Annotated in this window: 27 protein-coding genes, 1 tRNA gene and 1 pseudogene; 16 read left to right on the forward strand and 13 right to left on the reverse strand. The window is 66.6% G+C overall.

Going from position 1 to position 25,778, the window contains the following annotated elements; genetic code table 11:
* Positions 1–205: 205 nt before the first annotated feature.
* The 12 genes from E5N76_RS27620 to E5N76_RS27675 all read left to right on the forward strand — a co-directional run bounded on the left by E5N76_RS27620 (position 206) and on the right by E5N76_RS27675 (position 10,965).
* Complete coding sequence (locus E5N76_RS27620; protein ID WP_149541203.1) at positions 206–1,522, forward strand: NtaA/DmoA family FMN-dependent monooxygenase; 1,317 nt, start codon at positions 206–208, stop codon at positions 1,520–1,522.
* A 164-nt stretch (positions 1,523–1,686) separates the two neighbouring features.
* Entirely contained in the window at positions 1,687–2,661 is a 975-nt protein-coding gene (locus E5N76_RS27625; protein WP_187830448.1) for a 2-hydroxyacid dehydrogenase, read from the forward strand.
* A gap of 286 nt (positions 2,662–2,947) precedes the next feature.
* The gene (locus E5N76_RS27630; protein WP_149541205.1) at positions 2,948–3,733 is read left to right on the forward strand and encodes a 2-keto-4-pentenoate hydratase; all 786 of its coding nucleotides are present in this window, start codon (positions 2,948–2,950) and stop codon (positions 3,731–3,733) included.
* Positions 3,730–4,143 carry a hypothetical protein gene (locus E5N76_RS27635; protein WP_149541206.1) on the forward strand — a complete coding sequence of 138 codons (414 nt, stop codon included), beginning with the start codon at positions 3,730–3,732 and terminating at the stop codon, positions 4,141–4,143. The genes E5N76_RS27630 and E5N76_RS27635 overlap by 4 nt, the downstream gene beginning before the upstream one ends.
* 12 nt (positions 4,144–4,155) lie before the next feature.
* The gene (locus tag E5N76_RS27640; RefSeq protein ID WP_149541207.1) at positions 4,156–4,584 is read left to right on the forward strand and encodes a hypothetical protein; all 429 of its coding nucleotides are present in this window, start codon (positions 4,156–4,158) and stop codon (positions 4,582–4,584) included.
* Complete coding sequence (locus E5N76_RS27645) at positions 4,581–5,855, forward strand: relaxase/mobilization nuclease domain-containing protein (RefSeq protein ID WP_149541208.1); 1,275 nt, start codon at positions 4,581–4,583, stop codon at positions 5,853–5,855. Before E5N76_RS27640 ends, E5N76_RS27645 begins: the two co-directional genes overlap by 4 nt.
* Before the next feature lie 24 nt (positions 5,856–5,879).
* Positions 5,880–6,377, forward strand: a complete 498-nt coding sequence (locus E5N76_RS27650; RefSeq protein WP_149541209.1) for a hypothetical protein — start codon at positions 5,880–5,882, stop codon at positions 6,375–6,377.
* Between the two features lie 2 nt (positions 6,378–6,379).
* Positions 6,380–6,604 carry a hypothetical protein gene (locus E5N76_RS27655; protein ID WP_207792134.1) on the forward strand — a complete coding sequence of 75 codons (225 nt, stop codon included), beginning with the start codon at positions 6,380–6,382 and terminating at the stop codon, positions 6,602–6,604.
* Positions 6,601–8,004 carry a type IV secretory system conjugative DNA transfer family protein gene (locus E5N76_RS27660; RefSeq protein ID WP_149541211.1) on the forward strand — a complete coding sequence of 468 codons (1,404 nt, stop codon included), beginning with the start codon at positions 6,601–6,603 and terminating at the stop codon, positions 8,002–8,004. The genes E5N76_RS27655 and E5N76_RS27660 overlap by 4 nt, the downstream gene beginning before the upstream one ends.
* Positions 8,005–8,121: 117 nt before the next feature.
* Positions 8,122–8,916 carry a helix-turn-helix domain-containing protein gene (locus tag E5N76_RS27665; RefSeq protein ID WP_149541212.1) on the forward strand — a complete coding sequence of 265 codons (795 nt, stop codon included), beginning with the start codon at positions 8,122–8,124 and terminating at the stop codon, positions 8,914–8,916.
* Positions 8,891–10,426: a GNAT family N-acetyltransferase gene (locus tag E5N76_RS27670; protein WP_149541213.1), complete on the forward strand. Its 1,536-nt coding sequence runs from the start codon at positions 8,891–8,893 to the stop codon at positions 10,424–10,426. The genes E5N76_RS27665 and E5N76_RS27670 overlap by 26 nt, the downstream gene beginning before the upstream one ends.
* A complete protein-coding gene (locus E5N76_RS27675) occupies positions 10,423–10,965 on the forward strand; it encodes an ATP-binding protein (RefSeq protein WP_149541214.1) in 543 nt (180 codons plus the stop codon). The genes E5N76_RS27670 and E5N76_RS27675 overlap by 4 nt, the downstream gene beginning before the upstream one ends.
* Positions 10,966–10,995: 30 nt before the next feature.
* On the opposite strand, the gene E5N76_RS27680 is transcribed toward E5N76_RS27675, so the two are convergent.
* From E5N76_RS27680 to E5N76_RS27690, 3 genes are read right to left on the reverse strand one after another with little or no spacing between them, the layout of a single operon-like run.
* Positions 10,996–11,256: a helix-turn-helix domain-containing protein gene (locus E5N76_RS27680; protein ID WP_149541215.1), complete on the reverse strand. Its 261-nt coding sequence runs from the start codon at positions 11,254–11,256 to the stop codon at positions 10,996–10,998.
* 35 nt (positions 11,257–11,291) lie between these two features.
* Complete coding sequence (locus E5N76_RS27685) at positions 11,292–11,624, reverse strand: HigA family addiction module antitoxin (RefSeq protein ID WP_149541216.1); 333 nt, start codon at positions 11,622–11,624, stop codon at positions 11,292–11,294.
* A 10-nt stretch (positions 11,625–11,634) separates the two neighbouring features.
* The gene (locus tag E5N76_RS27690; protein ID WP_149541217.1) at positions 11,635–11,925 is read right to left on the reverse strand and encodes a type II toxin-antitoxin system RelE/ParE family toxin; all 291 of its coding nucleotides are present in this window, start codon (positions 11,923–11,925) and stop codon (positions 11,635–11,637) included.
* A 368-nt stretch (positions 11,926–12,293) separates the two neighbouring features.
* On the opposite strand from E5N76_RS27690, the gene E5N76_RS27695 reads away from it, so the two are divergent.
* From E5N76_RS27695 to E5N76_RS31430, 3 genes and pseudogenes are all read left to right on the forward strand, one after another.
* Positions 12,294–12,635, forward strand: a complete 342-nt coding sequence (locus tag E5N76_RS27695; protein WP_149541218.1) for a hypothetical protein — start codon at positions 12,294–12,296, stop codon at positions 12,633–12,635.
* A gap of 1,259 nt (positions 12,636–13,894) precedes the next feature.
* On the forward strand, positions 13,895–14,230 hold the full coding sequence (locus E5N76_RS27700) for a hypothetical protein (protein ID WP_149541219.1): 336 nt from the start codon (positions 13,895–13,897) through the stop codon (positions 14,228–14,230).
* 4 nt (positions 14,231–14,234) lie between these two features.
* Positions 14,235–15,242 (forward strand): annotated as a pseudogene (locus tag E5N76_RS31430) (recombinase family protein); the annotation flags it as partial.
* 502 nt (positions 15,243–15,744) lie between these two features.
* On the opposite strand, the gene E5N76_RS27710 reads toward E5N76_RS31430, so the two are convergent.
* From E5N76_RS27710 to dcd, 10 genes are all read right to left on the reverse strand, one after another.
* Positions 15,745–15,820: transfer RNA gene (locus E5N76_RS27710), tRNA-Phe, on the reverse strand.
* A gap of 157 nt (positions 15,821–15,977) precedes the next feature.
* Positions 15,978–16,178, reverse strand: coding sequence for a DNA gyrase inhibitor YacG (locus tag E5N76_RS27715; RefSeq protein ID WP_149541220.1), 201 nt, complete (start codon positions 16,176–16,178; stop codon positions 15,978–15,980).
* Positions 16,168–17,322, reverse strand: a complete 1,155-nt coding sequence (locus E5N76_RS27720; protein WP_149541221.1) for a ribonuclease E/G — start codon at positions 17,320–17,322, stop codon at positions 16,168–16,170. The genes E5N76_RS27715 and E5N76_RS27720 overlap by 11 nt, the downstream gene beginning before the upstream one ends.
* 227 nt (positions 17,323–17,549) lie before the next feature.
* Positions 17,550–18,128 (reverse strand): Maf family protein, encoded by a 579-nt coding sequence (locus E5N76_RS27725; protein WP_149541222.1) that lies wholly within the window; start codon positions 18,126–18,128, stop codon positions 17,550–17,552.
* Between the two features lie 12 nt (positions 18,129–18,140).
* Positions 18,141–18,359: a translation initiation factor IF-1 gene (gene infA / locus E5N76_RS27730; protein ID WP_111471402.1), complete on the reverse strand. Its 219-nt coding sequence runs from the start codon at positions 18,357–18,359 to the stop codon at positions 18,141–18,143.
* A gap of 193 nt (positions 18,360–18,552) precedes the next feature.
* On the reverse strand, positions 18,553–19,050 hold the full coding sequence (locus tag E5N76_RS27735; RefSeq protein ID WP_149541223.1) for a DUF29 domain-containing protein: 498 nt from the start codon (positions 19,048–19,050) through the stop codon (positions 18,553–18,555).
* Between the two features lie 141 nt (positions 19,051–19,191).
* Positions 19,192–20,484: a histidinol dehydrogenase gene (gene hisD / locus E5N76_RS27740; protein WP_149541224.1), complete on the reverse strand. Its 1,293-nt coding sequence runs from the start codon at positions 20,482–20,484 to the stop codon at positions 19,192–19,194.
* Entirely contained in the window at positions 20,481–21,179 is a 699-nt protein-coding gene (hisG, locus tag E5N76_RS27745; protein WP_149541225.1) for an ATP phosphoribosyltransferase, read from the reverse strand. The genes hisD and hisG overlap by 4 nt, the downstream gene beginning before the upstream one ends.
* A gap of 48 nt (positions 21,180–21,227) precedes the next feature.
* Positions 21,228–22,487 carry a UDP-N-acetylglucosamine 1-carboxyvinyltransferase gene (gene murA / locus E5N76_RS27750; protein WP_149541226.1) on the reverse strand — a complete coding sequence of 420 codons (1,260 nt, stop codon included), beginning with the start codon at positions 22,485–22,487 and terminating at the stop codon, positions 21,228–21,230.
* Between the two features lie 14 nt (positions 22,488–22,501).
* On the reverse strand, positions 22,502–23,056 hold the full coding sequence (dcd, locus tag E5N76_RS27755; protein ID WP_149541227.1) for a dCTP deaminase: 555 nt from the start codon (positions 23,054–23,056) through the stop codon (positions 22,502–22,504).
* Positions 23,057–23,944: 888 nt separating this feature from the next.
* Here dcd and E5N76_RS27760 point away from each other — a divergent pair.
* On the forward strand, positions 23,945–25,747 hold the full coding sequence (locus tag E5N76_RS27760) for an FAD-dependent oxidoreductase (RefSeq protein WP_149541228.1): 1,803 nt from the start codon (positions 23,945–23,947) through the stop codon (positions 25,745–25,747).
* The last annotated feature ends 31 nt before the right edge of the window (positions 25,748–25,778 follow it).

Below are 25,778 nucleotides of genomic sequence, written 5' to 3' on the forward strand. Positions count from 1 at the left end.
GCGCCGCCGGCCCGGGGCGAGCCCCGGGCCGGCAGCCCCATCCTAACCATACTCACAAGACACAAGGGCCCTTCGGCCCTTTGCGGGTGGGGGTTTGGGGGGGCGGAGCCCCCTCATGCCCTGCCGCTACAGCGGCCGGGTGGCTCCCCGCCATGGCACGGAATATGCTGCGCTTTGCCGTCTTTCGTTGCGGAGCGCAGTCCCGATGCCCAAACCCTTCCACCTCGGCTGGTTCCTCCAGGGATCCTCCGTCCAGGCCTGGGCGGAACCCTTCACCGGCGCCATCGGCCGGGACTGGATGGTGCCGGAGCTGTTCTGCGACCTCGCCCGCCACCTGGAACGCGCCTGCTTCGACTACGTCCTCATCGAGGACAGCTCCTATGTGGGCGAAAGCTATGGCGGCTCCCGCGAGATCTACCTGAAGCACGGCCTCGCCGTGCCGCGGCAGGACCCGGCCATCACCGCCACGCTGATGGCCGCGGCGACGAAGCGCATCGGCATCGTCCCCACCTTCGCCACCTTCACCCACCCGCCCTATCTGCTGGCGCGGATGATCGCCTCGCTCGACCAGATCAGCAGCGGCCGCATCGGCTGGAACATGGTCACCGGCTCCTCCGACGTCGCCGCCCGGAATTACGGCCTGCCCCAGCTCCCGGACCATGATGTCCGCTACGACATGGCCGATGAGTACATGCAGGCGGTGAACGGCCTCTGGGATAGCTGGGAGCCGGGCGCCATCATCGCCGATGAGGAATCGGGCGTGCTGGTGGACCACACCAAGGTCCATGCGGTGGATTTCGAGGGCAAGTGGTACCGCACCCATGGCCCGCTCAACAGCGGTCCCTGCCCGCAGGGCCGCCCGGTCATCGCCCAGGCCGGCGGCAGCCCGCGCGGCAGGCAATTCGCCGCGGCCAATGCCGATACCATCGTCGCCAGCATCAAGGGCACGGCGGCGATGAAGGCCTATCGCGACGATGTCCGCGCCCGCGCCGCCGCCGCCGGCCGCAACCCGGACCATGTGAAGCTGCTGTTCCTGGTCAACCCCATCATCGCCGGCAGCCGGGCGGAGGCGGAGGCGAAGAAGCAGGCCCGCATCGCCCGCGCCGAGGCGCAGGTGCCGCAGCTCCTCGCCTTCTTCGGCAAGATCACCAATATCGACTTCGCGCAGTACGATTTGGACGCGCCGGTCGATACGCTCGACCTGCGCACCAACGGCCATCAGCAGAGCCTGGATGATTTCAAGCGCGTCGCCGGCAAGAAGAGCCTGCGCGAGGCGATGCTGAGCTATCGCGGCACCTCCGGCTCGGTGGAGCTGATGGGCACGCCGGACGATGTGGCGGCACAGATGGCGGAGGCGATGGAGGAGGTGGGCGGCGACGGCTTCCTCTTCTCCATGGGCGATGTCAGCCGCCGCACCATCGCCGAGGTGGCGGACGGGCTGGTGCCGGCCCTGCAGTGCCGCGGCCTGACGCGCCGGGCCTATACCTATGAGCAGTTCCGGGACAATCTCAGGGAGTTTTGAATCTCCCCACGACGTTGCTGCGCAACGCCGCGGGGGCCCCGGTTCGCCCACGCCGGCCCCTCGCACGGCCTGCCGAGGCAAAGCCTCGGCAGGACAACGGGCGGTCCGGTTTCACCGTTGCAGCCCTGCCCCCAAGGCAAGCGAGGGAGGGCCAGGAGGAAATGATGGCCCAGCCCCGCATCCTGATGATGGAATCCCCCCTGAGCGCGGCCGATCTCGCCCGCTCCATGCTGCCCGCGGGGTTCGAGCTGGTGATCGCCCCCTTCGGCAGCCCGGAATTCCAGGCGGCGCTGCCGGGGGCGGATTTCCTGGTGGGCTTCGGCAACAAGGCCGCCAACGGCGCCTTCTACGCCCAGGCGCCGAAGCTGAAGCTCTACCAGCTCCTCTCCGCCGGCTATGACACGGTGGATATCGAAGCCGCCCGCGCGGCGAAGATCCCCGTCTGCAACAATGGCGGCGCCAACAGCACGGCCGTCGCGGAACACGCCTTGCTGCTGATGCTCGCCACCTGCCGCCGCCTGGTCTGGCAGCATGAGAACGTCGCCGCCGGCCGCTGGCGCGGCAACGACCCCAGCCAGGTGAAGCTCTACGAGCTGCGGGACAAGGTGCTCGGCATCGTCGGGCTCGGGGCCATCGGCAAGAAGGTGGCGCGGCTGGCCAATGCCTTCGGCATGACGGTGCACTACTACGACATCAAGCGCGTCTCGGAGGCGGAGGAGGATGCGCTCTCCGTCCGCTTCAAGCTGCTGAACGAGATCCTGCGCAACGCCGACATCGTCTCCCTGCACGTCCCGCTGACGCCGGCCAGCAAGCACATGATCGGCGCCGCCGAGCTGAAGCTGATGAAGCCGACCGCCTACATCATCAACACCTGCCGCGGCCCGGTGATCGACGAGGTGGCGCTGACCGAGGCGCTGGCGGAGGGGAAGATCGCCGGCGCCGGCCTCGATGTCTTCGACCAGGAGCCGCCGCAGGCGGACAACCCGCTCTTCCGCCTGCCGAACGTGATCCTGACGCCGCATTTCGCCGGCCCCACCTGGGACAACCAGCAGGCCCGCTTCCGCAACGCCTTCGACAATTGCCAGCGCGTGGCGCGCGGCGAAGCGCCCCTCTGGGTGATCCCGGAGCTGCAGGGGTGAGTCGGCGGCACCGGGCCGAGACGGCACCGGGGCAAGCGAGGCCGGGTCCGGTCGGCACGGTGCCCGCGGCCGGCACTGGCCGCCGGCGGGTGAGCCAGGGTGGCGATCCTCGCTGCCGGCGCCCCTGCCGATGCCGGGCGGCGCGGCCGGCAGGGGCCGCGATGCGGCTGACGGGCATCGCCGCCCGGATGGGCGCCGCGAAGGCATGCGCCCCGCTTTCCGGCGCTGCCGTGGCGGGGATGGCCCTGGCCCTCGCCGGCCCGGGCCAGTCGGCGGAGGCACGATGATGACCCCGGAACACATGCGGGAATTGGCGGAACGCCTGGCCACGGCGCGGCGCGAGGGGCGGCAGCTCGCCGCCCTGCCGCCGGCGCTGCTGCCGGCGAATGCGGCGGAAGGCTACGCGGTGAACCAGCGCGTGGCGGCCTGCCTGGGCTGGGAACCGCTGGGCTGGAAGATCGCCGCCACCACCCCGGCGATGCAGGCCCGCCTGCGCACCGATCAGCCGATCTATGGCCGGACCTATCGCCGCTTCGCCCTGCCCTCCCTGGCGGTGCTGGCGCATGCGGCGCTGCTGGACCCGCTGGTGGAATGCGAGTTCTTCGTCACCCTCGGCGCCGACCTGCCGCCGCGCGCCGCGCCCTGGACCATGGCGGAGATCCTGCCGGCGGTGGCCCGGGTCGAGGCCGGGATCGAGGTAGCGGAATGCCGCTTCCCCATGGCCGCGCTGCCGCCCGTGCCGGCGATCCTCGCGGATGGCAGCGCCTCCGGCCACTATGTCTTCGGTGGGGAGATTGCGGCCTGGCGCGACGGGCTGGCGGCGATGGAGGTGGTGCTGGAAGTGGACGGCGCCGCGCGCCGCCGAGGCAGCGGCGCCGAGGTGATGGGCGACCCGCTGGCGCCGCTGCTCTGGCTGGCGGAGGAGCGGCGCCGCTGGGGCGATGGCTTGCGCGCCGGCGAGGTGGTCAGCACCGGCACCGCCACCGGCATGTTCCCGGTGCGGGCGGGCCAGGAGGTGCGGGCGGTGTTCGGCGAGGTGGCGGAGGTACGGATCAGCTTCGCCGCCGCATGAGCGCCGGCACCCTCGCCGGCATAGCGGCCCGGCGGCGGGGACGCGCGCAGGTCGATCGCCTGGCGGCAGGCGATGCACTTCATCATGGGGCTGGGGCTTCCTCCGACGAGAAGGACCGGCCCGGGCCTTCCAGAGATGAATTTCCGCCCCCGCAACTCAAGCTGCGCGGCCGGAGCCAGGTTGGGAGGAAGCATAGCAGCGCAACGGGCGTGGGCGGCGGCGCAAAGAGAATGGTGCGGTTGAGCGGAGCGAAATCGCGCCAGCGCGATGGGTTGGCGGGCGGCATCGCGCAAAAGAAAATGGTGCGCCTTTCCGGTGAGGAGGCGAACCTTGTCTTTGCGGAACTGGCCGAATGGGAGCAGGTGCTCCGGGATACGTCGCTAGGCCAGCCGCATCCGCCCTCGCTGTGACGGGGGTGTTCCGTGTCCCTGCAATCCCCCTTTCACGCCGCCGCAAGCGGCGAGGCCCTTCCTATTTCCAAGCGCCGCCCCGCGCCGTTCAGCCTGCGGCTGTCGGAGGCCGAGCGCGCCCGGCTGGCGGATGAGGCCCGGGGCGCGCCGCTCGGGGCGTATATCAAGGCGAAGCTGCTGGGCGGGGCTGTGCCGGTGCGGATGCGCCGGACGGGCCTGGCGGTGGAAGACCGGCAATCGCTGGCGAAGGCGCTGGCTCTGCTGGGGGCGTCGCGCTTGGCGAGCAATCTGAACCAGTTGGCGCATCTCGCCCATGTCGGGGCGCTGCCCGTCACGCCGGAGACGGAAGGCGAGTTGCGCGAAGGCGTCGGGCATGTCCGGGCTATCCGCCGTCTGTTGCTGGCCGCGCTGGGGCTGAAGCCCGAAGGCGGTCCCGCATGATCCTCAAAGGCTCGCAGCGCCGCGGCGGCGCGAACCTGGCCGTGCATCTGATGCGCACCGACGAGAACGAGCATGTCCGCGTGCATGAGCTGCGCGGCTTCGTCGCCGAGGACTTGCGCGGGGCGTTCAAGGAGGCCGAGGCGGTCAGCCGGGGCACGAAGTGCCGCCAGTATCTATTCTCCCTGTCGCTGAGCCCGCCGGAAGCGGCGCGGGTGTCGGTCGCGGATTTCGCAGCCGCGATTGACCGCATCGAGGACCGGCTCGGCCTGCAAGGCCAGCCGAGGGCCATCGTCTTCCATGAAAAGGAAGGCCGCCGCCATGCGCATTGCGTGTGGTCGCGGATCGATGCGGCCAGCATGACGGCGCGCCCGCTCTCCTTCTTCAAGAACCGGCTGATGGAAGTTTCCCGGGACCTCTATCTCGATCACGGTTGGCAGTTGCCAGGCGGGATCGCAATCAAGGGCGACCGGAACCCGACCAACTTCACCTTGGCCGAATGGCAGCAGGCCAAGCGCCAGGGCATGGACCCGCGCTGGACCAAGGAGGCGGTGCAAGCCTGCTGGGCGCAGTCCGACAACGCCCGCGCCTTCGCGCGCAGCCTGGAGGCACGCGGGTTCTTCCTGGCAAAGGGCGACAAGCGCGGCTTCGTGGTGCTGGACTACCTTGGCGAGGTTCATTCGCTGCCGCGCGTCCTAGGTCTCAAAACGAAGGAGGTTCGCGCCCGCCTCGGCGATGGCGCGGGCCTGAAATCCGTCGAGGAGACGAAGGCGGAGATCGGGGCGCGCATGCGCCCCGCGATCCGCCGCCATATCGAGGAAAGCCGCGAGCGCTTCGCCAGGCGCTCGGCGACGCTGGGCGCGGTGAAGGAAGAGATGACGCGCGCCCACCGCAAGGCGCGGGTCGATCTGGACGCGCGGCTGGAGGCCGAGTGGCTGGCTGGCGCGCGGGAACGTGCCGCCCGGCTGCCCAAGGGGCTGGCGGGCCTGTGGCACCGCATTACCGGCAAGTACCGCGAGATGAAGGCGCAGGCCGAGCGCGAGGCGGTGGAACTGCGCTGGCAGCAGGATGAGGCCCGGCAACGGCTGATCGACCGGCAGCGCGCGGACCGCGCGGGCATTCAGGCCGAGTTCAAGGAGCTTCGCAAGGACCAGGCCGACCGGCTGCGCGATCTGCGCGCCGATGTGGGCCGATTCCTCAAGTTCTCGCGCGGGCACGGCGCCGAGGTCTCTGCGCAGCGCGGCGTCGAAAGCGGCCTCGGGCTGCAACGGTGATCTTCAACCAAGGAGGCAAGTAAGATGTCTTCGAGGAATGACGGGACGAGCGAAGCCGCGATGGGGTTCGCGCTCTTGGCGGCTTTCGCCTTCTTTTTCTTCATGCTGATCTTCGCTCTGGCGACCTTCGCCGCCTTTGTCTTCACCTGCCTGGCGCTCTTGGCATGGAATGAGCCGCTGAAGCTGGGCAAGGAAACGCTCCAGCCCGATGAGGCGCGGCGGTTTGTCTATGGCGGCCTCGGCGGCGCGGTGGCGCTGCCGTTCTTCGTCCTGTTCTGCATCCTCCTGTTCGGCGTGCCGATCCGGGAGGATGCCTGGGTCTATATCGTCATTGCCGGGTACGATCTGGGATCGATCGGCCTCGCCATGATCGAAGCGGCGGAGGCCGAGGAGGCGAAGAAGGCGGCGCTTTTGAATCCGCCGCCTCCGCCAGCCCCGCCCGCGCCGGAGCCGAAGCCCGCGCGCCGAACGCAGAATCCATTCGAATATGCCGACTGGGACGACGAGGACGCGAGGCAATAGCGATGCGCCGCCTGATGGAGTTCTACCAATTCTTCTGGATGTTCGAATCCCACGCGCAGCAGCGCCTCGCCTGGGAAGATGCGGCGCAGGCCCGCATTGCCCGGGCACGGGCCGAGGCGCAGGCGGCGGCGCAGCTCCGGGCGATGCTCACGGCCAATCCGTCCGGGGCGCTGGGCCATGGCCGCCTGAACGACCGCGCCGCGCTGGAGCGCTCGGGGCTGCTATGACGGACATCCTCGGATTGCTCCACGGGATCCGGCGCGGGATCGAGTTGGGCTTCTTCGACGGCCGGGCGCTCGTCTATGACGGCACGGAGCCGGTGGCGATTGATGCCCAGGCGGGCAAGGGCAAGCTGACGCGGTTCCTCGGCGTCAATGTCGTCTCGCCCCGCACCGCGCACCTGACCAAGATCATGACGGACCCTAAGGACGGCGAAGTCGCCTGGGTGTCGTGGAAGACGCTGGAGCGGCAGGGCTACAAGGTCCGCTTTCTGAATCCGGGCCGCCTCTACGGCTATCCGAGCGAGACCTTCAACATCAACACGCGGCTGCTGGAGATCGCCCGCCAGCCCGCGTTACGGTCGCTGGTGGGCGAAGCCGCCTATGATGCGGCGAGCCATCTGGTCCCGGTCGATCCGAACCCGGCGCATCGCTGGATCGGCCAGAACGTGCGCACCGCCTGCGCGCTCTATAACAAGATCACGGCGCAGCACCCTTCCGAGCGCTGGCCCTGCACGCCGGGCGGCCTGTGGGATTTCTTCGGGCGCGGGCGGCAGGAGATCGCCGAGGACCTGCTCGTCTGGGCGAGCGATGGCCGGATGGAGGAGGATTCCGGCATGTGCCGCCTGGTGGCGAGCCTCACCGAATCCCCCAACCAGTGGAATGCCTATTCCTCGCTGATGGTCGAGCGGTTGCAGGGCTTCCAGCCCGGCAGCGCCGGGCGGGCGGTGACGGACGCCAACTCCTTCGATCCCGCCGACATGAAGCGCGAGCGCACCGCCCTGTTCATCATCGGCGATGCGGGGAGCGAGACCAGCCGAACCTTCGTCGGCGCGATGACGGCGGCGGTGGTCGAGCGCTTCGCGGGGGCGCATGGTCCCTTGCGGGCGCTGCTGGTGGGCGAGGAATGGGGCCAGCTCTATGTCTCGAACTTCCATGAGATTTTGACGCTCTACCGGCAAGGCGGAGTCAATTTCCTCGGCGTGTTCCAGAACGCGGCGGCGCAAATCGAGACCCGCTATGGCAAGGAGACCGCGCGCATCTGGCGCAAGGCGATCGCGCATACGCTCTATCGCGGCCTGCCCGATACCGACACGCTGCGGGAGATCGAGCACCGCTCGGGCAAAACCTCTGTCATGGTGCGAGGCTTTAATGTCTCCGCCAGCCAGGTGGCCGGGTCCGGCGACAATCTGGTGGAGCAATCCCGGCCCGTCCTTCAGGTGGAGGATATCCGCGAAGCCACGGGCGGCGAGCAGGCGCTGCTCGATTCCCGCGACCACGGCTTCTTCACCGTCGATCTCCCCAACTTCTGGGAGCGGCCAGGGCTGGCCGGGTATCTGCGGGACGTGCGGGGGAAGCCGGATAAGCATGCGTGGCTTGGGCTGTCGGGTGAACCCTTTGCTCAATAACAATTTTTCGGATTCTGGGGGGCGGCTCGCGTCAACGGAACCGAAGGTTCCCCTCCCACATTCCTTGTGAGGAATATTGGATTGCTCTACACTTAGGCCACGATTCGCGAGGGAGATATGCCGAAGTCTAATTATCAAAAAGTGGTAAGTGCCGTTCGTGTCGGGAATGGCGACGCTGGCAGGGTTGTTGGTCAGTCGCTCAAGGCGCTGCGCGAACTAGTCGGTCTCACACAACTAGAAATGGCGCACCGGCTCAATGTCGGGCAGGCGGCGATTTCCAAGATCGAGTATAGGGGCGACGTACAGATATCGTCCCTAGAGAAATACGTCAAAGCTCTTGGTGCCAAGCTGCGGATCGAAGCAACCTTCCCGAAGGATGACAAGCTCGCGACGTTGGTATCGGATTTATTCGATCTCGATGTTTCCGACGAAAATCAACTCGTTCTTCCCATCTTTGGGGATGAGATTTTTCGGCCTCAGCGAGATGTGGTCTTGAGCATCCGGCCACAGTATTCAAAGAAAATCATTGAAGGAACAAAGACTGTCGAACTGCGTCGCCGATTTCCAATGTCTGCTCCGGCTGGAACCCTCGCTTATATTTACTCAACATCGCCCGTTCGCGCAATGGTTGGGCGAGCGGAGATTATCGATGTCTGTAAGATGTCGGTGGATGATATATGGAAAAATTTCGCTGCTTTTGCGTCTATAGAAAAGGGAGATTTTGATGCGTACTTTGACAACTTAGAGGAAGGATATGCGCTTAGGTTTGCAAATGCACGCGCGCTTCCAAGGCCGCTCGACCTCAATGAGTTGAGAGAGCGTTTCGGGTTTGAACCGCCCCAGTCGTTCCTGTATGCGAAGCCGGTTCTCAGAAAGGCCCTGCAGGATGAGTACGCAGACGTATCTCATTGATACGAATGTCATTATAGGGCTTGAGGATAATCATGCGGTACAGCCCGCATTCGCTGCGCTGCTTAGCATTGCTTCAAAATACAAGGTCGACATATTCGTTCATGCAGCGGCGAAGGACGATTTAGCGCGCGATAGGGACGCCGCCAGGCGAAGAATCTCCCTTAGCAAGCTCGATAAATTCCAAATTTTGGCGAAGGTTCGAGGCCTGACGACGACGGACCTTGAACGTGAGTTTGGCCCTCTAGCGAAGGAAAATGACATCGTCGATGCCACAATCCTGCATGCGGTGCAAATAGGTGCGGCAGATTTTCTTGTAACCGAAGATAGACGCCTCCACGATCGAGCTAGGCGAGTATCTGCCGAACTCGCAGGACGAGTTTTGTTCGTGGCCGACGCCGTCCAGCTATTGAGGACGACGTACGAGCCTGTTGAGGCCCCTATTCGGTATGTTGAAGAAACCTCGGCCCATACGATTCCGCTAACAGACGATATCTTCGATAGCCTACGAGAGGATTACCCTGATTTTGAGAATTGGTGGCGCATAAAATGCGTTCGCGGCCGCAGGCCCTGTTGGGTTATCTACGATAACGGACTCGCAGGTTTAATTGTCAGGAAAGACGAAACCGCTAAGAACACAGATGCGGTCACGAAGGCCGATAAAATACTAAAGATATGTACTTTTAAAGTACGCCCTGAAAAAAGAGGGGTTAAACTTGGTGAGCTGTTGCTAAAGAAAGCGTTCTGGTTTGCCCAACAGAATCACTACGATTTAGTGTATATAACAACCTACGCCAGCCAGGTCGCGCTCATTGACCTTCTTGAGTATTATGGATTTGTTCACACCCTTACAAAGCCAGACGGAGAACTAATTTACGAGAAAATCTTCTCTTCTGCGCGGCTATGCCCTAAGGAGGGGGAAAGGGTTTTTGACACTGACCGTTTAAACTACCCGCGCTTCATTGGTCGAGGCGCTGTTCGGGGCTTTGGTGTTCCGATTAAGGAAGCCTATCATGACACATTGTATCCCGATCTGAAGGATTCAACACAAGCCGATTTATTTGACGGTCGATTGGGCGGCGCCGGGCCGAGGCGCCCAGGTAATACCATAAGAAAAGTATATCTTTGTCGAGCAATCTCCAAGCTAGGGCCTCCTGGATCGTTGCTGTTTTTTTATAAGGGGAAATCTAAGCTTCTTCCGTCACAAGCAATGACTGCAATCGGTATACTAGAACAGGTGTCGTCGGCACATTCTACAAAGGACCTGATGCACATGACGGGAGGAAGATCGGTATACAGCGAGGCACAGTTGAATGATTGGAAGGCTTCTCCCAATCGTCCAGTGAAGGTTATTAACTATCTTCTGGCCGGGTATATTGATCCTGCAATATCCTTGTCTATTCTCCAGCAAAACTCAATTTTTATCGGGCACCCTCCGCAGTCCATATTTGAAATCGAGCGAAAAAAACTGGATGTCCTGCTAGACGGTCTCATGTTGGGGTTTCAGGCATGACGAGAACAGTGGTGGCTGTCGTTGGCCTGTCTGGGGTGGGTAAGTCTACACTTCTGCAAAAGCTAAACGAAGGCCAAATCTTTCGGCATTTTCAGGCGAGCGTCCTGATAAGGGAGCAAAAAGCCGCCATGAATGAGATGTCGGCACAGGATATTCTAAGACTAGGAAATATCGAGGACAACCAAAGACTTCTTGTTGAGGGATTTAAGCGTGCGACCGACAATATGACCGGACTTATTGTGCTTGACGGCCACACAATTATAGACACACCTGCGGGTATTGTTGTGATACATCCCGACGTATTCCGCGATATGGGAGTAAGCCGTTTCGTTTTTGTTTATGAGGACCCAGCTGTCATTGCACTGAGGCGCGCTGGCGATTCAAGCCGAAAACGTCCTCTACGCACCGAGGACGAACTTCGAGAGCAACAGGAAATGGCTCTGATATGTGCCTTCAGGGCATCAATTGCACTCGGCGCGGGTATGAGAGTTACGCGAGCAACTGACTTTGTTGATAGCTCGAAGGCTGTCATCGAATGACGTTGGAGCCGAGTATTAGGAAGATGTAGATCACAGCCGCCCGAGCATGGTCATCAGCCGGTCTATGGTGAAGCGGTCGAGGTTGGTGCGGCGGATGCGGGAGAAGTCGGCGGCGGCGAAGCCGGTCAGCTGTCCGGCCTTGCGGGCGGTCAGCGCTTTCTCGTCCAACGCTTTGACGATCCGGGCCGCGAGGACGGCGCGTAGCTGCTCCAGCCCGGCGTTCGGATGGCCGAGGTCCCGGAACACGTTGCCGGTGCCGCGCACCAGCTCGAAATCGTCCCTGTCGCTCATGTCGGAGCCTCCTTACAGCCAGTCGGCGTCAGCCCTTACGCGGGCGTCGGCTGCGGGTCCTGCGGCTTGCCGGTGAAGCGGGCGACGTTGATCTCGCCCTCGCGCTTGCGGGCCTGGGCGATGTCGTAGCTGCTCTGCATGCGCATGAGGGTGTCCATGGAGACCCCGAACGCCTTCTCGATCCGCAGCGCCATCTCAGGCGAGAGGTCGGCCCGCTCGTTCAGCAGCGCGGACAGCGCGGCGCGCGTGACGCCCAGCGCCTTCGCGGCGTCCGTCACGGACAGGCCGAACGGCTCAACAATTTCACTCTTCACGAAGCCGCCGGGATGGGCCGGGTTCTTCATGCGGATGCCGTCGGTCGTGCTCATGCCCACCTCCTTAGTGGTAATCCTCATAATCCAGGTCGATGATCTCGATGGCGGCCCGGTCGATCCGGAACGTCAGCCGCCAGTTCTTCGTCACGAACAGGCTCCAGGTGCCCTTGCGGTCGCCGGTCAGCTGATGCGCCTTCCAGCTCGGCACGGTGCGCAACTCCTCCTCGCTGGCCATGTCCTGGAGGAAGGAGATGATGCGCCCGAGCTTGGGCACCACCGCGGGCTGTAGGCCCGCGCTGTCATCGTCTTCGATGAACCGGCGAAGGCCCTTGTGCACCACGTTCCTGATCTTCATCTCGACTGAGTATAAGCCATCGAAACGAAAATGTCAAGTGACACGCTACGCTATACGAAATCCTGCCCCGCCTGACCCTCATTCTCTGGAAGACCCGCCGGAGGCGCGGTCCCTAAAGCGACATTCTCCGGAGCCGACACCCTCCACCTCATCGACGGGCGCAGGGAGGGTCAAAGGCGCGCCGCAGGCGCGGGACCGGAGCCACGCGCAGCCCGCGCCTTTCGCGGGCGAGCCTGGCGAGGACCCGCCCTTTGACGCGAGCGAGCCGGCGATAGGCTGTTCGTCGGTAACCGGTCTTGTGCTTTCCTATGTAGCCAGTGTCAGCCCGTCCCGCGAAGACACGCAGCATGGGCCGCCCGGACTCTTTGATGGAGGTCCTGCCCGTGACCACCCCCCGGCTTGCGCTGGTCGTGCGCGGCACGTTTCTCTTTCTGTGCCTTCTCCTCACCGATTGCGCCAACCGGCCCGGCGACTGTGCCTTTGGCTGGGCGCTGCCGGAATGCCTTCCTGGCACGCCGGGTGCGCGGAATTATCAACTGCGTCAGGAGAAAGCGGCAGAAGAAGCCAGAGCACGCGCCCAAGCGGCGCAGGCGGAGGACATCGATGCCTGCACCAGTTTCGGCCATGCGCTGGGCTCGCCCGAGCACGCGGCCTGCCGAGAGCGCTTGGCTATCGCTCGGCGCAGCGGCGGTCAGCAGGTTCCGCGCTGACGGGCTGGGCGCCATCCTCCGGTCGTGGTTCAGGGGCGCGAAAGCCCCTGATGTGCGGGTCCAGGGCGGCATGAGCGCCTGGTCGTGGTCCAGCGGCGAAGCGCTGGCGCGCATCCAATCCGCGCAGGGTTGGCCCCTCGGGCAGAGGCAGGGTTCCAAGGGGCAGGCACGCCGCCTTGGCCATGGGGTGTCGGGGAGCGCGGAGGCTCCCTGACTGGTGGTGCAGCGGCCAGACGCTGCGATGGCGCTGAGGGGGTTCAATGCCCCTGAAGCGCCACGGCTGGGGGGATCCAACGGGGGCGGGCACCGCCCCCTTGGCAAGATGCGCGGTACTACCGCGCACATCTTGCATTCTCAGGCAGCGTTTCAAACTGGCCCAGAGCCGACCGAGAGTATAGCAATCGCAGCCGCCTCGGTTGCCCTAGCGCGCACCTTTGGGGTGTCCGGTAAACGTTGGGGCAAGCTGATATCAAACCGCAATACATTACTCCGCGCGCGTATATCGAAAATATTCTAGCTTTCCTACATAAAAAAGCGTATTGTGCCTAACAAGAAACAACATATAATAAAGATTTTAGGTGGTTAGAAACAGTTCGTGTCTAGTAAATTGGTAAGTGCCTTAAGTGGTGTCAATACGCTTTCTGATAAATGGGCCGAGAAAAATCGCCCCAATAAGCAAATCAAGCTCCGATTAGACCCCGATCTAATTGTTGAGATTGAACAAAGAGCGTTCGAAGAAGGCGTCAATCGTACCGAATGGATAGATCGTGCATTAAGGCGCGCTCTTAATCCGTAGATAAACGCATCTTCTAATCGGACGTTTCCTAAATTTGCAGCTTCATTAGAAGCCTGAAACCCCTTTCAACGCAAGCGCATCGATAAATACTTATACTGTTGTGAAGTAGATTGTTTTTGTTGCTTTAATTCGGGTACCCATGTATTGGTATTTGGGTACCCTAAGTAAAGGAACAGAAATGAAGAATGAAAAGGACGTCGACTTTCCTAGTCGACTTGACATAAATCATAAACATGGCAAGGCAGCCAAATCTTCGACCTTTGCTTCGAAGATCGGGTATTCCCGTAGCAAAAAAAACAAGTATAAACAACGCCGTGATCCGGAGTGCGATCTGTGTGGGCACTGGCTTTGGAAGATCCCTTGCTGCCAAGGCGATTAATTCTTTCCGTATTTCGTTGCGTGTTCGCTATTTGTTCTATACAGTAAACGACGGCCTTTGACACCAGCAAGAAAGGAGGCGGGCATGACATCGAACACCGAGCTTCCTCCCGCCGCGAGCGACGGGGGAGCGGGCCTCCGGCGGTATCGCCAGCATGTGGATCATCTGGACCTTTCCGAGGCGCGCAAGACGGAGCTGCTATCTGCCGTCTGGCAGATCATGCGCAGCTTCGTGGACCGCGCCTTCGGCGAGGATGCCGTGCAGCTTGCCCGGAATCCTGTGGATGGCGCGCGCGCCGCGCGTGAGGGGACGGACGAGGACGTGATAGAGTTGGAGCCGATCTCCCGGAGCGATGACGGCGGCGACCTCGCGCCCGTCTTGAACGACCGCGGCGGACGCGATTCAAAGGAGCGCGCCTGATCCCATGAAAAAGCCTGCGTTGCCAAAAGCCGTCATCTATTGCCGCGTGTCGAGCACGAAGCAGGTGCGCGAGGGCGATGGCTTGCGCAGCCAGGAAGCCAGGTGCCGCGAGTTCGCGGCGTTCAAGGGCTATGAGGTCGTGGACGTGTTCCGCGACGATGCCAGCGGCGGCAGCGCCGACCGCCCAGCGATGACCGCGATGATCAAGTTCCTCAAGGCGCAGCGCGGCGGCTGTATCGTCATCATCGATGATATCAGCCGCTTTGCCCGCGACATTCGCGGCCACTGGGATTTGCGCGACCTGCTGCACGACGCGGGCGCGAAGCTGGAAAGCCCGTCCATCGAGTTCGGCGAGGGGTCCGACTCCATCCTGGTCGAGAACCTGCTCGCCTCGGTCTCGCAGTACCAGCGCCAGAAGAACGCGGAGCAGACGTCCAACCGCATGCGGGCGCGGGCCATGAACGGCTATTGGGTGACGCGCGCGCCCATCGGCTACCGCTTCGAGCGCGTCGCCGGTCACGGCAAGCTGCTGGTCCGGCATGAGCCGCTGGCGTCCATCGTCGCCGAAGCCCTGGAAGGCTACGCCTCGGGCCGGTTCCAGACGGTGACGGAAATCAAGCGCTTCCTGGAGGCGCAGCCCGCCTTTCCGCGCAACAGCAACGACGAGGTCCATATCGAGCGGGTGAACGAGATCATCTCGCGCCCCGCCTATGCCGGGCACATCACCTATGAGGGCTGGGGCCTGCACCTGGTGCCTGGCAAGCATGAGCCGCTGGTGAGCCTCGCCACTTGGCAGGCGGTGCAGGATCGGCGCTTCGGCGTGCCCAAGGTGCCTGCGCGCAAGAACCTGTCCGAGGATTTTCCGCTGCGGGGGTTCGTCACCTGCGGCCATTGCGGCCAGGCGATGACGGGCTGCTGGTCGACGGGGCGGAGCGCGCGGTATCCGTATTATCTGTGTGACACGCGCGGCTGCGTGGCCAAGCGCAAGTCGATCCGCAAGGAGGTTATCGAGGGCGAGTTCGAGGTCCTGCTGCGCGGTCTGAAGCCGTCCGAGGGCCTGTTCAATCTTGCTTTCCAAATGTTTCGCGATCTGTGGGAGGCGAAGCTTGCCGGCGCGCGGACGCAAGGCGTCTCGCTGCGCGAGGAGATGCGGGCGGTGGAGCGCAAGATCGCGCAGCTTCTGGACCGCGTTGTCGATGCGAGCGGCGCCGCCGTGGTCAAGGCCTACGAGAAGCGCATCGAGGAGCTGGAGACGCAGAAGGCGCTGATGCGCGAGCGGCTGGAAAACAGCGGGAAGCCGATGATGAGTTTCGGCGAGGCTTATCGAACCGCCTTCGCCTTCCTCGCAAACCCTTGCAGGCTCTGGAATTCGGGCCGGATCGAGGACCGCCGCGCGGTGCTCAAACTGGTCTTCGCCGACCGGTTGCCCTACGTGCGCGGCGAGGGCTATCGAACCGCCAAAATCTCCATGCCGTTCAGGCTGATGGGGGAGAATCAGATGATGGAAAATAAGATGGTGCCCAGGGGCGGAATCGAACCACCGACACTGCGATTTTCAGTCGCATGCTCTACCAACTGAGCTACCTGGGCCCAAGCAACGCCCCGAGGGGCGGCGGCAGAGGCCGCGGGAGATAGCGGAAGGCGCGGCGGCTGTCCACCCGGTGGTGCGGCAGGTTTTCGTCCGGCTGCAGGAACAGGCCGGGCCGCCCCCCAAGCGGTCGGGGCCATGCACCCGCCAGGCCGGCGGTCAGCCTTCCTCCTCGCCGGGGGCGGCCGTGCCAGGCACGACGTAATCGCCGGCCAGCCAGCGGCCGAGATCCACCTGCCGGCAGCGGGCGGAACAGAAGGGGCGGAAACGGCCTTCCGGATCGCGTTCCGTGGTCGGGGTACCGCAGACCGGGCAGGGACGTGGTGGGCGCGGCGGGCGCGGCGGCGGGTCATCCGCCATGGGGCATCTCCTCCAGGACCCAGCCGGCAAGGGGCAGGGTGGGGTCGGGGCGCAGGGCCAGCGGCCAGGCCATGGCGGCGGCGGCCTCGTCCAGGGCACCGGGCAGCGCCTGCAGCGCCGCCAGCAGGGCGGGGCCGGCACGCAGCGCCAGGCGGCGTCCGGGTTGCGCCGCCGCCTCCCGCACCGCCTGCCGCAGGGCGGCCAGGCCGGGGGTCAGGGGCCCTGCCAGCACCTCATGCAGCGGCGGGTGGACCCGCTGGCGGCGGATTTCGAACAGGCCGAGCGGGCCGAGGCCCAGGAGCTGGGCCAGGCCGTCCGGCGCCAGGGCCTTGCCCAGGGGCTCGGCGAAGGCGGCGCGCTGCTTCAGCGAAAGCCCGGCGAGGTCCAGCAGGATGCCGCCCGCCAGCCTTCGCAGCCGGATCTGCCGCGCCGCCTCCGCCACCGCCGCCTGGTTCAGGCGGAGCTGCGCCGCCCGGTCCTGGCCCGCCACCGGCCCGGCATCGACATCGATGGCGGTCAGGGCTGGCGTCGGGTGGATCAGCAGCCGGCCGCCGCCCGGCAACGGCACCTCCGGCTCCGCCAGCGCCGCCAATTCCGCCTCCAGCGCCGCGTCGAAGACCGGATGGGGGCTGAGCGTCACCCGCGCCTCGCCCAGCGCCGCGCGCAGCCGGGCTGCCAGCGCCGCCCCATCCGTCACCACCGGCGCGGCCGGCAGCGCGCGGGCCAGGCGCAGCGCCGCGTCCGGCCCGCGCGCGAGCAGTTTCGGCGGCCCTTCGGCCGGCGCCAATGCCAGCTCCGCCGCGGCAAGCCGCCCCGTCAGCCTTGGCCCCTTGCCGCCCTGTGCGGCACGGCTGACCCGCACCAGCACCCCCTGCCCTTCGGAAAGTCCGCCGCGTTTCCCCGGCATCTCCCCCTCCGGCAGGAAGCCCGTCTCGCTGCCTTCCAGGGCCAGGAAGGCCCCCGCCATCCCTGGCGCCAGCGCCGAGACCCGCGCCCGGTGCAGATCCCCCACCCCGTCCGGCCGCGCCGGCCGTTCCACCCAGGCTTCCCGCAGCTCGTCCCCGGCCAGCAGCGCGACGCGCACCTCCCCTGGCGAGACCCCCGCCAGGATGCGCAGCCCCTTGCCGCTCTCCGTCCCGCTCAAGTCGTATTCCCCTCCGCAGCCCTCGTAGCCATGCCCTGCTCAACCCTGTTCTCCGGTTCGGTTGCAGGACCGTTCTCCCGTCCCGGCCATGCTTGCCGCCTCCGGGACCCTAGAGCGGGATCGGTTGAGCTGCGCTCACCCGCCCCGCTCTAGCTCATTGTTCGGTCGCGTGATTCACGGTTTCGGTCGATTCGACCTCAACCGATCACGCTCTAACCGCCCTGGCCTCACGGCCGCAGCCACCCCACCCCTCGCAGCAATTGCGCCGTCTCGAACAGCGGCAGCCCGACCACGTTGGAATGCGAGCCCCCCAGGTACCGCACCCAGGCTTCCGCCGATTTCTGGATCTGGTAGCCCCCGGCCACGCCCTGCCATTCCCCGCTGGCGAGATGCGCCGCGATCTGCGCCTCGGTCAGCCGCTGGAAGGCCAGGATGGTATCCCCCAGCCTTTGCCGCAGCGTCCCGTCCGGCGTCACCAGCGCCACCCCGGTATAGACATGATGCCGGCGGCCGGAGAGCAATGCCAGGAAGCGCCGCGCCTCCGCCGCGTCCGCCGGCTTGCCGAGGATGCGCCGCCCGACGCCCACCACCGTATCCGCCGCCAGCACCAGCGCGCCCGGCGCCTGGGCGGCGACGGCGCGCGCCTTCTCCGCCGCCAGCCGCGCGGCCAGCAGCCGCGGCAGCTCCGCCTTGCCGGGAGTTTCGTCGATTTCGGCCGGCAGCACCCGGTCCGGCGCCACGCCGATCCGCGCCAGCAGCTCCAGCCGCCGCGGGCTGGCGGAGGCCAGCACCAAGGGCGGCCGCATGGGGCTCAAGCCTTACTTGAACCGGAAGGTGATGCGCCCCTTGGTGAGGTCGTAGGGCGTCATCTCCACATTCACCCGGTCACCGGCGAGCACGCGGATGCGGTTCTTGCGCATCTTCCCGCTGGTATGGGCGAGGACCATGTGTTCGTTGTCGAGCTTCACCCGGAACATGGCATTGGGCAGCAATTCGACGACGGTACCGCTGAACTCGATCATATCCTCTTTGGACATCAGAGACCCTTCTGCGCCGCGCCGCGTCGGGCCGCCCTGCGGGGTTGCGGCGGGGCGCGGAATGCCGTGAACGGCCCGGGGCTGGCGCCCGCCGGGCGAGCCTCAGCGGCGCCAGCGGCGCGTGGGGGTCACGAAGCGGGGATGCCAGGGCGGGGGCCGGCCGGCGGCAAGATGGCGGCGGGGGCGGCCAAGGTCAAGGATGGGCGGTGCCGGGAAACCAGTCGGGGTCCAGCAGTTCGGCGTCGAGCTCGAAATAGCCGGGCGCGGCGGTGAAGGCGCGGCCGGCTTCGGCTGCCATGGCATGGCCTTCATCGGCCAGCAGGCGGCAGGCGATGCGGGCGGCGCGAGCCCATTCCTTTTCCGCCAGCTCGGCGCGACGGGCGCGGAGGGAGGGGCTGGCCGCGAAGACATCCTCCAACTGGGCGCGGAATTCGCCGACCTCGCCGCGCCAATGCGGCCGGGCCGTATCCTCGGGGTGGAATTGCAGCTTCAGCAGATGCGCCATGACCTGCCGGAACAGGCTCTGCGCCGCCCGTCGCTCGGACCCGCCCAGATCCGCGATCTCCTCGGCCAGGTGGGCGATGTCGAGGGCGTTGGGCCGCAGCGCCTCCGGCCAGGCGCGCAGCAGGGCGGCCTGGTCCTGGGTCCAGGCATAGAAATCGCACTCATAGAGGTCGGTGGCCGCCGACATGGCCAGAGGATAGGGGCGCGGCGGGGCGGAACCAAGGCCTCGGCCTCGATCCGGGGGAACGAAAGCGTGGATCGTGGTGGTGGCTTCCGGCTCAGCGCGCGATTCGCGCCTCCCGGCGTTCCGCCCTCCGGCGGTTACGCCTTAACCCGGCAGGCGCAGCGCCACGCTGCGGGCATGGGCGCCGAGGCCCTCCGCCTCGGCCAGCGCCACGGCGGCGGGGCCGATGGCGGCGAGGCCCGCAACGCTCGCCTCCACCCATGTGGTGCGCTTGAGGAAATCGAAGACCGAGAGGCCGGAGGCGAAGCGGGCGGTGCGGCCGGTGGGCAGCACATGGTTGGGGCCGGCGACGTAATCGCCCAGCGCCTCCGGGCAGTAGCGGCCGAGGAAGACGGCGCCGGCATGCCGCACCTGGGCCAGCGCCGCGCGCGGATCGGGCAGCATGAGCTGCAGATGCTCCGGCGCCAGGCGGTTCACCAGGGCGAAACCCTCCGGCCAGTCCCTCACCAGGATGATCGCGCCATGCCGCCGCCAGCTCTCGCCGGCGATGGCGCCGCGCGGCAGCACCTCCAGCTCCGCCGCCACCGCCGCCGCCACCGCCTCGGCAAACGCCGCATCGTCGGTGATGAGGATGGCCTGGGCGCTTTCGTCATGCTCGGCCTGGGCCAGCAGATCGACGGCGACATGGCGGGGGTGGTTGGCCGCATCCGCCAGCACCACCACCTCGGAGGGGCCGGCGATGGAATCGATGCCGACGCGGCCGAAGACCTGCCGCTTCGCCTCAGCCACATAGGCATTGCCGGGGCCGACGATGCGATCGACGGGCGCGATGCCCGCCGTACCCCAGGCCAGCGCCGCCACCGCCTGAGCGCCGCCGATGCGGTACACCTCCGTCACCCCCGCGCGCCGGGCCGCGGCCAGCACCAGCGGGTTCAGCGCCCCGCCCGGGCAGGGCACCGCCATGGCGATGCGCGCGACGCCGGCGACCCGCGCCGGGATGGCGTTCATCAGCACGGAGGAGGGGTAGCTGGCCTTCCCCCCCGGCACGTAGAGCCCGACGGCGTCCAGCGCCGTCCAGCGCATCCCGAGCGTCAGCCCGGCCGGATCGGGCAGCGCCAGGTCGGCGGGCTTCTGCGCCGCGTGGAAGCGCTCGATGCGCGCGGCGGCGAGGTCGAGGGCGGCCAGCAGATCGGGCGCGATGCCGGCGGTGGCGGCGTCGATCTCCGCCGCCGTCACCTGCAGCGCGGCGGCATCGGCGGGGGTCCAGCCATCGAAGCGGGCGGTGTAGCCCAGCAGCGCCGCATCGCCCTTCGCGCGCACCGTGGCGATGATCTCCGCCACCGCGGCATCGACGCGCGCCGTGGTCTCCCGCGCCGTATCCAGCAGCGCGGCGAATTCCGTGGCGAACCCTGCCGCCCGGGTATCGAGCCTTCTCATGCCTCGGCCAAGGCCGCCCGGAACCGCGCGATCCAGGCGGAGATCACCTCCGGCCGCGTCTTCAGCGCCGTGCGGTTGACGATGAGGCGGGAGGTGACGTGCGCGATCACCTCCGTCTCGATCAGCCCGTTCGCCTTCAGCGTGCTGCCGGTCTGCACCAGATCGACGATCACCCGCGCCAGGCCGAGCGAGGGCGCCAGCTCCATCGCCCCGTTCAGGTGCACCACCTCCGCCTGCACCCCGCGCGCAGCGTAGTGGCGCTGGGCGATGTTGGGGTATTTGCTGGCCACCGCGATGCGCGACCAGCGGCTGGGGTCGTCCTGCCCCGCCGTCGCCGCCGGCTCCGCCACGCTGATCCGGCAGCTTCCGATGCCGAGATCGAGCGGCGCATAGATCTCCGGATAGTCGAATTCCATCAGCACATCGGCGCCGCAGATGCCGATCTGCGCCGCGCCGTGGGCGACGAAGGTGGCGACGTCGAAGGGCCTGACGCGCACCACGTCCAGGGCAGGGTCGTTGGTCTCGAAGCGCAGCCGCCGGCTGTCCTCATCCACGTAATCCGCCGCCGGCACGATGCCGGCCCGCGCCAGCACCGGCCCCAGCTCGGCCAGGATGCGCCCCTTGGGCAAGGCGAGGATCAGCGGGCCGGTCGGCGCCGGGGCGAGGGCGGCGGAATCGGGAATCGGCAGATCCATGGCGGTGTTTACCCGGCCAGGCGGCAAAGCGTGGAAGACATCTGCATGTCAGCCCGGGATCCGTTCGATATCGGCGCCGATGGCGGCGAGCTTCGCCTCCACCCGCTCATAGCCGCGGTCGAGGTGATAGACGCGGTTCACGATGGTCTCCCCCTCCGCCGCCAGCCCGGCCAGCACCAGGGAGACGGAGGCGCGCAGATCGGTGGCCATCACCGGCGCGCCGGACAGCTTCGGCACGCCGCGCACGATGGCGGAGGCGCCGTGGTAATTGATGCGGGCGCCCATGCGCATCAACTCCGGCACATGCATGAAGCGGTTCTCGAAGATCGTCTCGGTGATCATGCTCGCGCCCTCGGCGATGCTCATCAGCGCCATGAACTGGGCCTGCATGTCGGTGGCGAAACCGGGGAAGGGGTCGGTCTGCACATCGACGCCGTGCAGGCCGTTCAGCCTGGTGACGCGCAGGCCGCGATTCTCCTCGGCCAGCCCCACCCCGGCCTCCCGCAGCACCCGGGCGACGGCGCCGAGATGCTCCAGCCGCGCCCCTTCCAGCAGCACCTCGCCGCCGGTGATGGCGGCGGCGCAGGCATAGGTGCCGGTCTCGATCCGGTCCGGCAGCACCCGGTGGGTGGCGCCGCCGAGGCTGTCCACGCCCTGGATGCGCAATTTGTCCGTGCCGATGCCCTCGATCCGCGCCCCCATGCGCATCAGGCAAAGGGCGAGGTCCTCGATCTCCGGCTCTCGCGCCGCATTCACCAGCTCGGTCTCGCCCTTGGCCAGCGCGGCGGCGAGCAGCAGGTTCTCCGTCGCGCCGACGCTGACCGAGGGGAAGAGGATGCGGGCGCCGCGCAACCCGCCCTCGGGCGCGCGGGCCTCGATATAGCCGCCGGAGAGGTCGATGGTGGCGCCCATCGCCTCCAGCCCCTTCAGGTGCAGATCGACCGGGCGGGTGCCGATGGCGCAGCCGCCGGGCAGGGAGACGCGGGCCAGGCCATGGCGCGCCACCAGCGGGCCGAGCACCAGGACGGAGGCGCGCATCTTCCGCACGATGTCGTAGGGCGCTTCCAGGTTGTCCGCCGCGCCGGCCAGGTGCAGGCGCCGCGTGGCGCGGTCATGCTCCACGCTCAGCCCGTGCTGGCCGAGCAGCAGGGCCATGGTGCGGGTATCCGCCAGGTCGGGCACGTTGGTCAGGGTCAGCGGCCCGCCCAGCAGGGCGGCCGGCATCAGCGCCAGCACCGCGTTCTTGGCGCCGGAAATCGGCACGCTGCCGGCGAGCTGGCGGCCGCCGCGGATGCGGATGCGGTCCATCGGACCCTTCCCCCTCAGAGCTTCGGCAGCGCAACGCCGCGCTGGTGCATGTATTTCCCGGCCCGGTCGGCATAGCTGATCTCGGGCGCCGACGCCCCCTGCAGGAAGAGGAATTGGCAGATGCCCTCATTGGCGTAGATGCGGGCGGGCAGCGGGGTGGTGTTGCTGATCTCGATGGTCACCTGGCCTTCCCATTCCGGCTCCAGCGGGGTGACGTTCACGATGAGGCCGCAGCGCGCATAGGTGGATTTGCCGAGGCAGATCACCAGCACGTCGCGCGGGATGCGGAAATACTCGACGGTATGGGCCAGGGCGAAGCTGTTCGGGGGGATGATGCAGGTCTCGCCCTGGCGGGTGACGAAGCTCTCCTCGGAGAAGCGCTTCGGGTCCACCAGGGCGTTGTCCACATTGGTGAAGATCTTGAACTCGTCGGCGACGCGGGCGTCGTAGCCGTAGGAGGAAAGGCCGAAGCTGATCGTCCCCTCCCGCCGCTGGCTTTCGACGAAGGGTTCGATCATGCCGTGCGTGGCCGCCATCTGGCGGATCCAATGGTCGGGCATGATGGACATGGGCGGCGCGGCCTTCGGCTGGCGGGGCCGGACCCCTTACCGCAGGGGACGGGGCCGGGCAACTGCGGCGGCTGGCGGGCCGGGGAAGCGCGGGCGACCTGCTTGGAGGACGGGGGTCGCGGCCAGCCATGCGCCGCTTGCGTTGGTGCGTTGCACAATTCCGCTTGCACGCCCCGGGCAGAGCGCGTAGAAGGGGCTTGGGCGGGCGGTACGGCACAGCCGCACCACCCGCCTTTCTTGGACGTTTCCTCCCTAAACTCGGCGGCACCACCCGGTGCCGCCTTTTTTTTGCGCCTGCGGGAAGGTACGCGGCTGAACGGGAGGGCAGCACAGGCGCTTGCCCCGGTCAATATATTATCAGTTTTTGACTGATATACTAGCGCGACGGCGCACTGGCCGGCAGGGTCATCTCCCGGCAATTCAATCCTTTGGCTCCAAGGCGGGCGCGTCCGGGGCGGGGGGCGGGGCGGCACCCCCCGGGTCCGATGCGGGCGGCGGCGGCGCCTCCCGCCCGCGCGCCTGGGCCTTGCGGCGGCGGAGATTCGCCCGCAGCGCGGCAGCCAGTCGGGCCTCTCGCGCCGCCTTCGGGTCAGGTTTCGCATCATCGGCCATCGCCATGGCCTGCACGCGGGGGCGGGCGGCGTCAACTGCCGGGTGCGGCAGGGATGCCGGCAATGCCGTAAGGGGCTCCGTTGCGGCGCCTCCCGGGTTGGGGCAAGCTGCCGGGCGCCCAAGTGGCGCGGGAGGAAAACGGAGCGCGTGCCGCGGCAGCCCTGGGGGCGCGCGGCGGCCGGGGGGCGGCAAGGCCCGCCGGTGCCTGGGCAGCTCCGGGTTCCTGCCCGCCGCGAAGGGCTAAGGCCAGAACAAACGTCCGAGGAAGGCCGCTGCGTGACGCCGACCGACATCAGCAATCCCGACACCTTTCATAAGGTGGTCGACTGCCAATGGGCCTGCCCGGCGCATACGCCGGTGCCCGAATATATCCGGCTGATCGCCGCGGGGCGGTACAGCGACGCCTACATGATCAATTGGCACTCCAACGTCTTCCCCGGCGTGCTGGGCCGCACCTGCGACCGCCCCTGCGAGCCGGCCTGCCGCCGCGGCCGGGTGGAGGAGGAGCCGGTGGCGATCTGCCGGCTGAAGCGCGTGGCGGCCGACAACAAGGAAGACATCGCGGCGCGGCTGCCGCCGATTCCGGCAGTGCGGAACGGCAAGCGCATCGCCTGCGTCGGCGCCGGCCCGGCCAGCCTGACGGTGGCGCGCGACCTCGCCCCGCTCGGCTATGAGGTGCATGTCTTCGACGGGGAGAAGAAGGGTGGCGGCTTCATCCGCAGCCAGATCCCCCGCTTCCGCCTGCCGGAGAGCGTGATCGACGAGGAGGTGGGCTACATCACCGAGCGCGGCGGCGTCACGACGCATTTCGGCCAGCGGGTAGAGAGCCTGCGCGCCCTGCTGGATGCCGGCTATGACGCGGTCTTCGTCGGCTCCGGCGCGCCGCGGGGGCGGGAGCTGGACGTGCCCGGCCGCAAGGAAGCGGCGGCGAACATCCATATCGGCATCGACTGGCTCTCCTCCGTCTCCTTCGGCCATATCGAGAGCATCGGGAAGCGCGTCATCGTCCTCGGCGGCGGCAACACCGCCATGGATTGCTGCCGCTCGGCGCGCCGCCTCGGCGGGGAGCAGGTGACGGTCGTCGTCCGCTCCGGCTTCGAGGAGATGAAGGCGAGCCCCTGGGAGAAGGAGGATGCCATGAATGAAGGCATCCCTATCCTCAACTACCTGGTGCCGAAGCAGGTGCTGCATGAAGGCGGCCGCCTCACCGGCATGGTGTTCGAGAAGGTGAAGGCGGAGCGCGACGCCAAGGGCCGCCGCCAATTGGTGCCGACCGGCGAGCCGGATGTGGTGATCGAGGCCGATGACGTGCTGGTGGCGATCGGCCAGGAGAATGCCTTCCCCTGGATCGAGCGCGACCTCGGCCTGGAATTCGACCGCTGGGGGCTGCCGGTGCTGAACGAGGCCACCTTCCAGAGCACGGTGCCCAACGTCTTCTTCGGCGGCGATGCCGCCTTCGGGCCGAAGAACATCATCTGGGCCGTCGCGCATGGGCATGAGGCGGCGGTCTCCATCGACCGCTTCTGCCGCGGGCTGGATGTGGGCGAACGCCCGCCGCCGCATGTGGTGATGTCCAGCCAGAAGATGGGCATCCATGAATGGAGCTATGACAGCGGCGTCTCGCTCGACCTGCGCTTCAAGGTGCCGCATGCCGAGCACGAGGTGGCGCTGCGCGACATCCGCACGGAGGTCGAACTCGGCTACGACCGGGAGCTGGCCTATAAGGAAGCCCAGCGCTGCCTGAATTGCGACGTGCAGACGGTGTTCACCACCAGCCTCTGCATCGAATGCGATGCCTGCGTGGATATCTGCCCGGTGGACTGCATCACCTTCACCGAGAATGGCGAGGAGCAGGAGCTGCGCGAGCGGCTGCGGGTGCCGGCGCTGAACCTGGAGCAGGGGCTGTATGTCCAGGACGGGCTGAAGACCGGCCGGGTGATGGCGAAGGATGAGGATGTCTGCCTGCATTGCGGCATGTGCGCTGAGCGCTGCCCGACGGGCGCCTGGGACATGCAGAAATTCTTCCTCGAAACCGCGAAGCCCTATGCCGGGAGGGTGGCCGCATGCCAGGCGCAGTGAGCACTGACGGGGGGAGTGCTGAGGGGGCGGC

Source organism: Siccirubricoccus phaeus, assembly GCF_008360935.1.
GTDB lineage: Bacteria > Pseudomonadota > Alphaproteobacteria > Acetobacterales > Acetobacteraceae > Siccirubricoccus > Siccirubricoccus phaeus.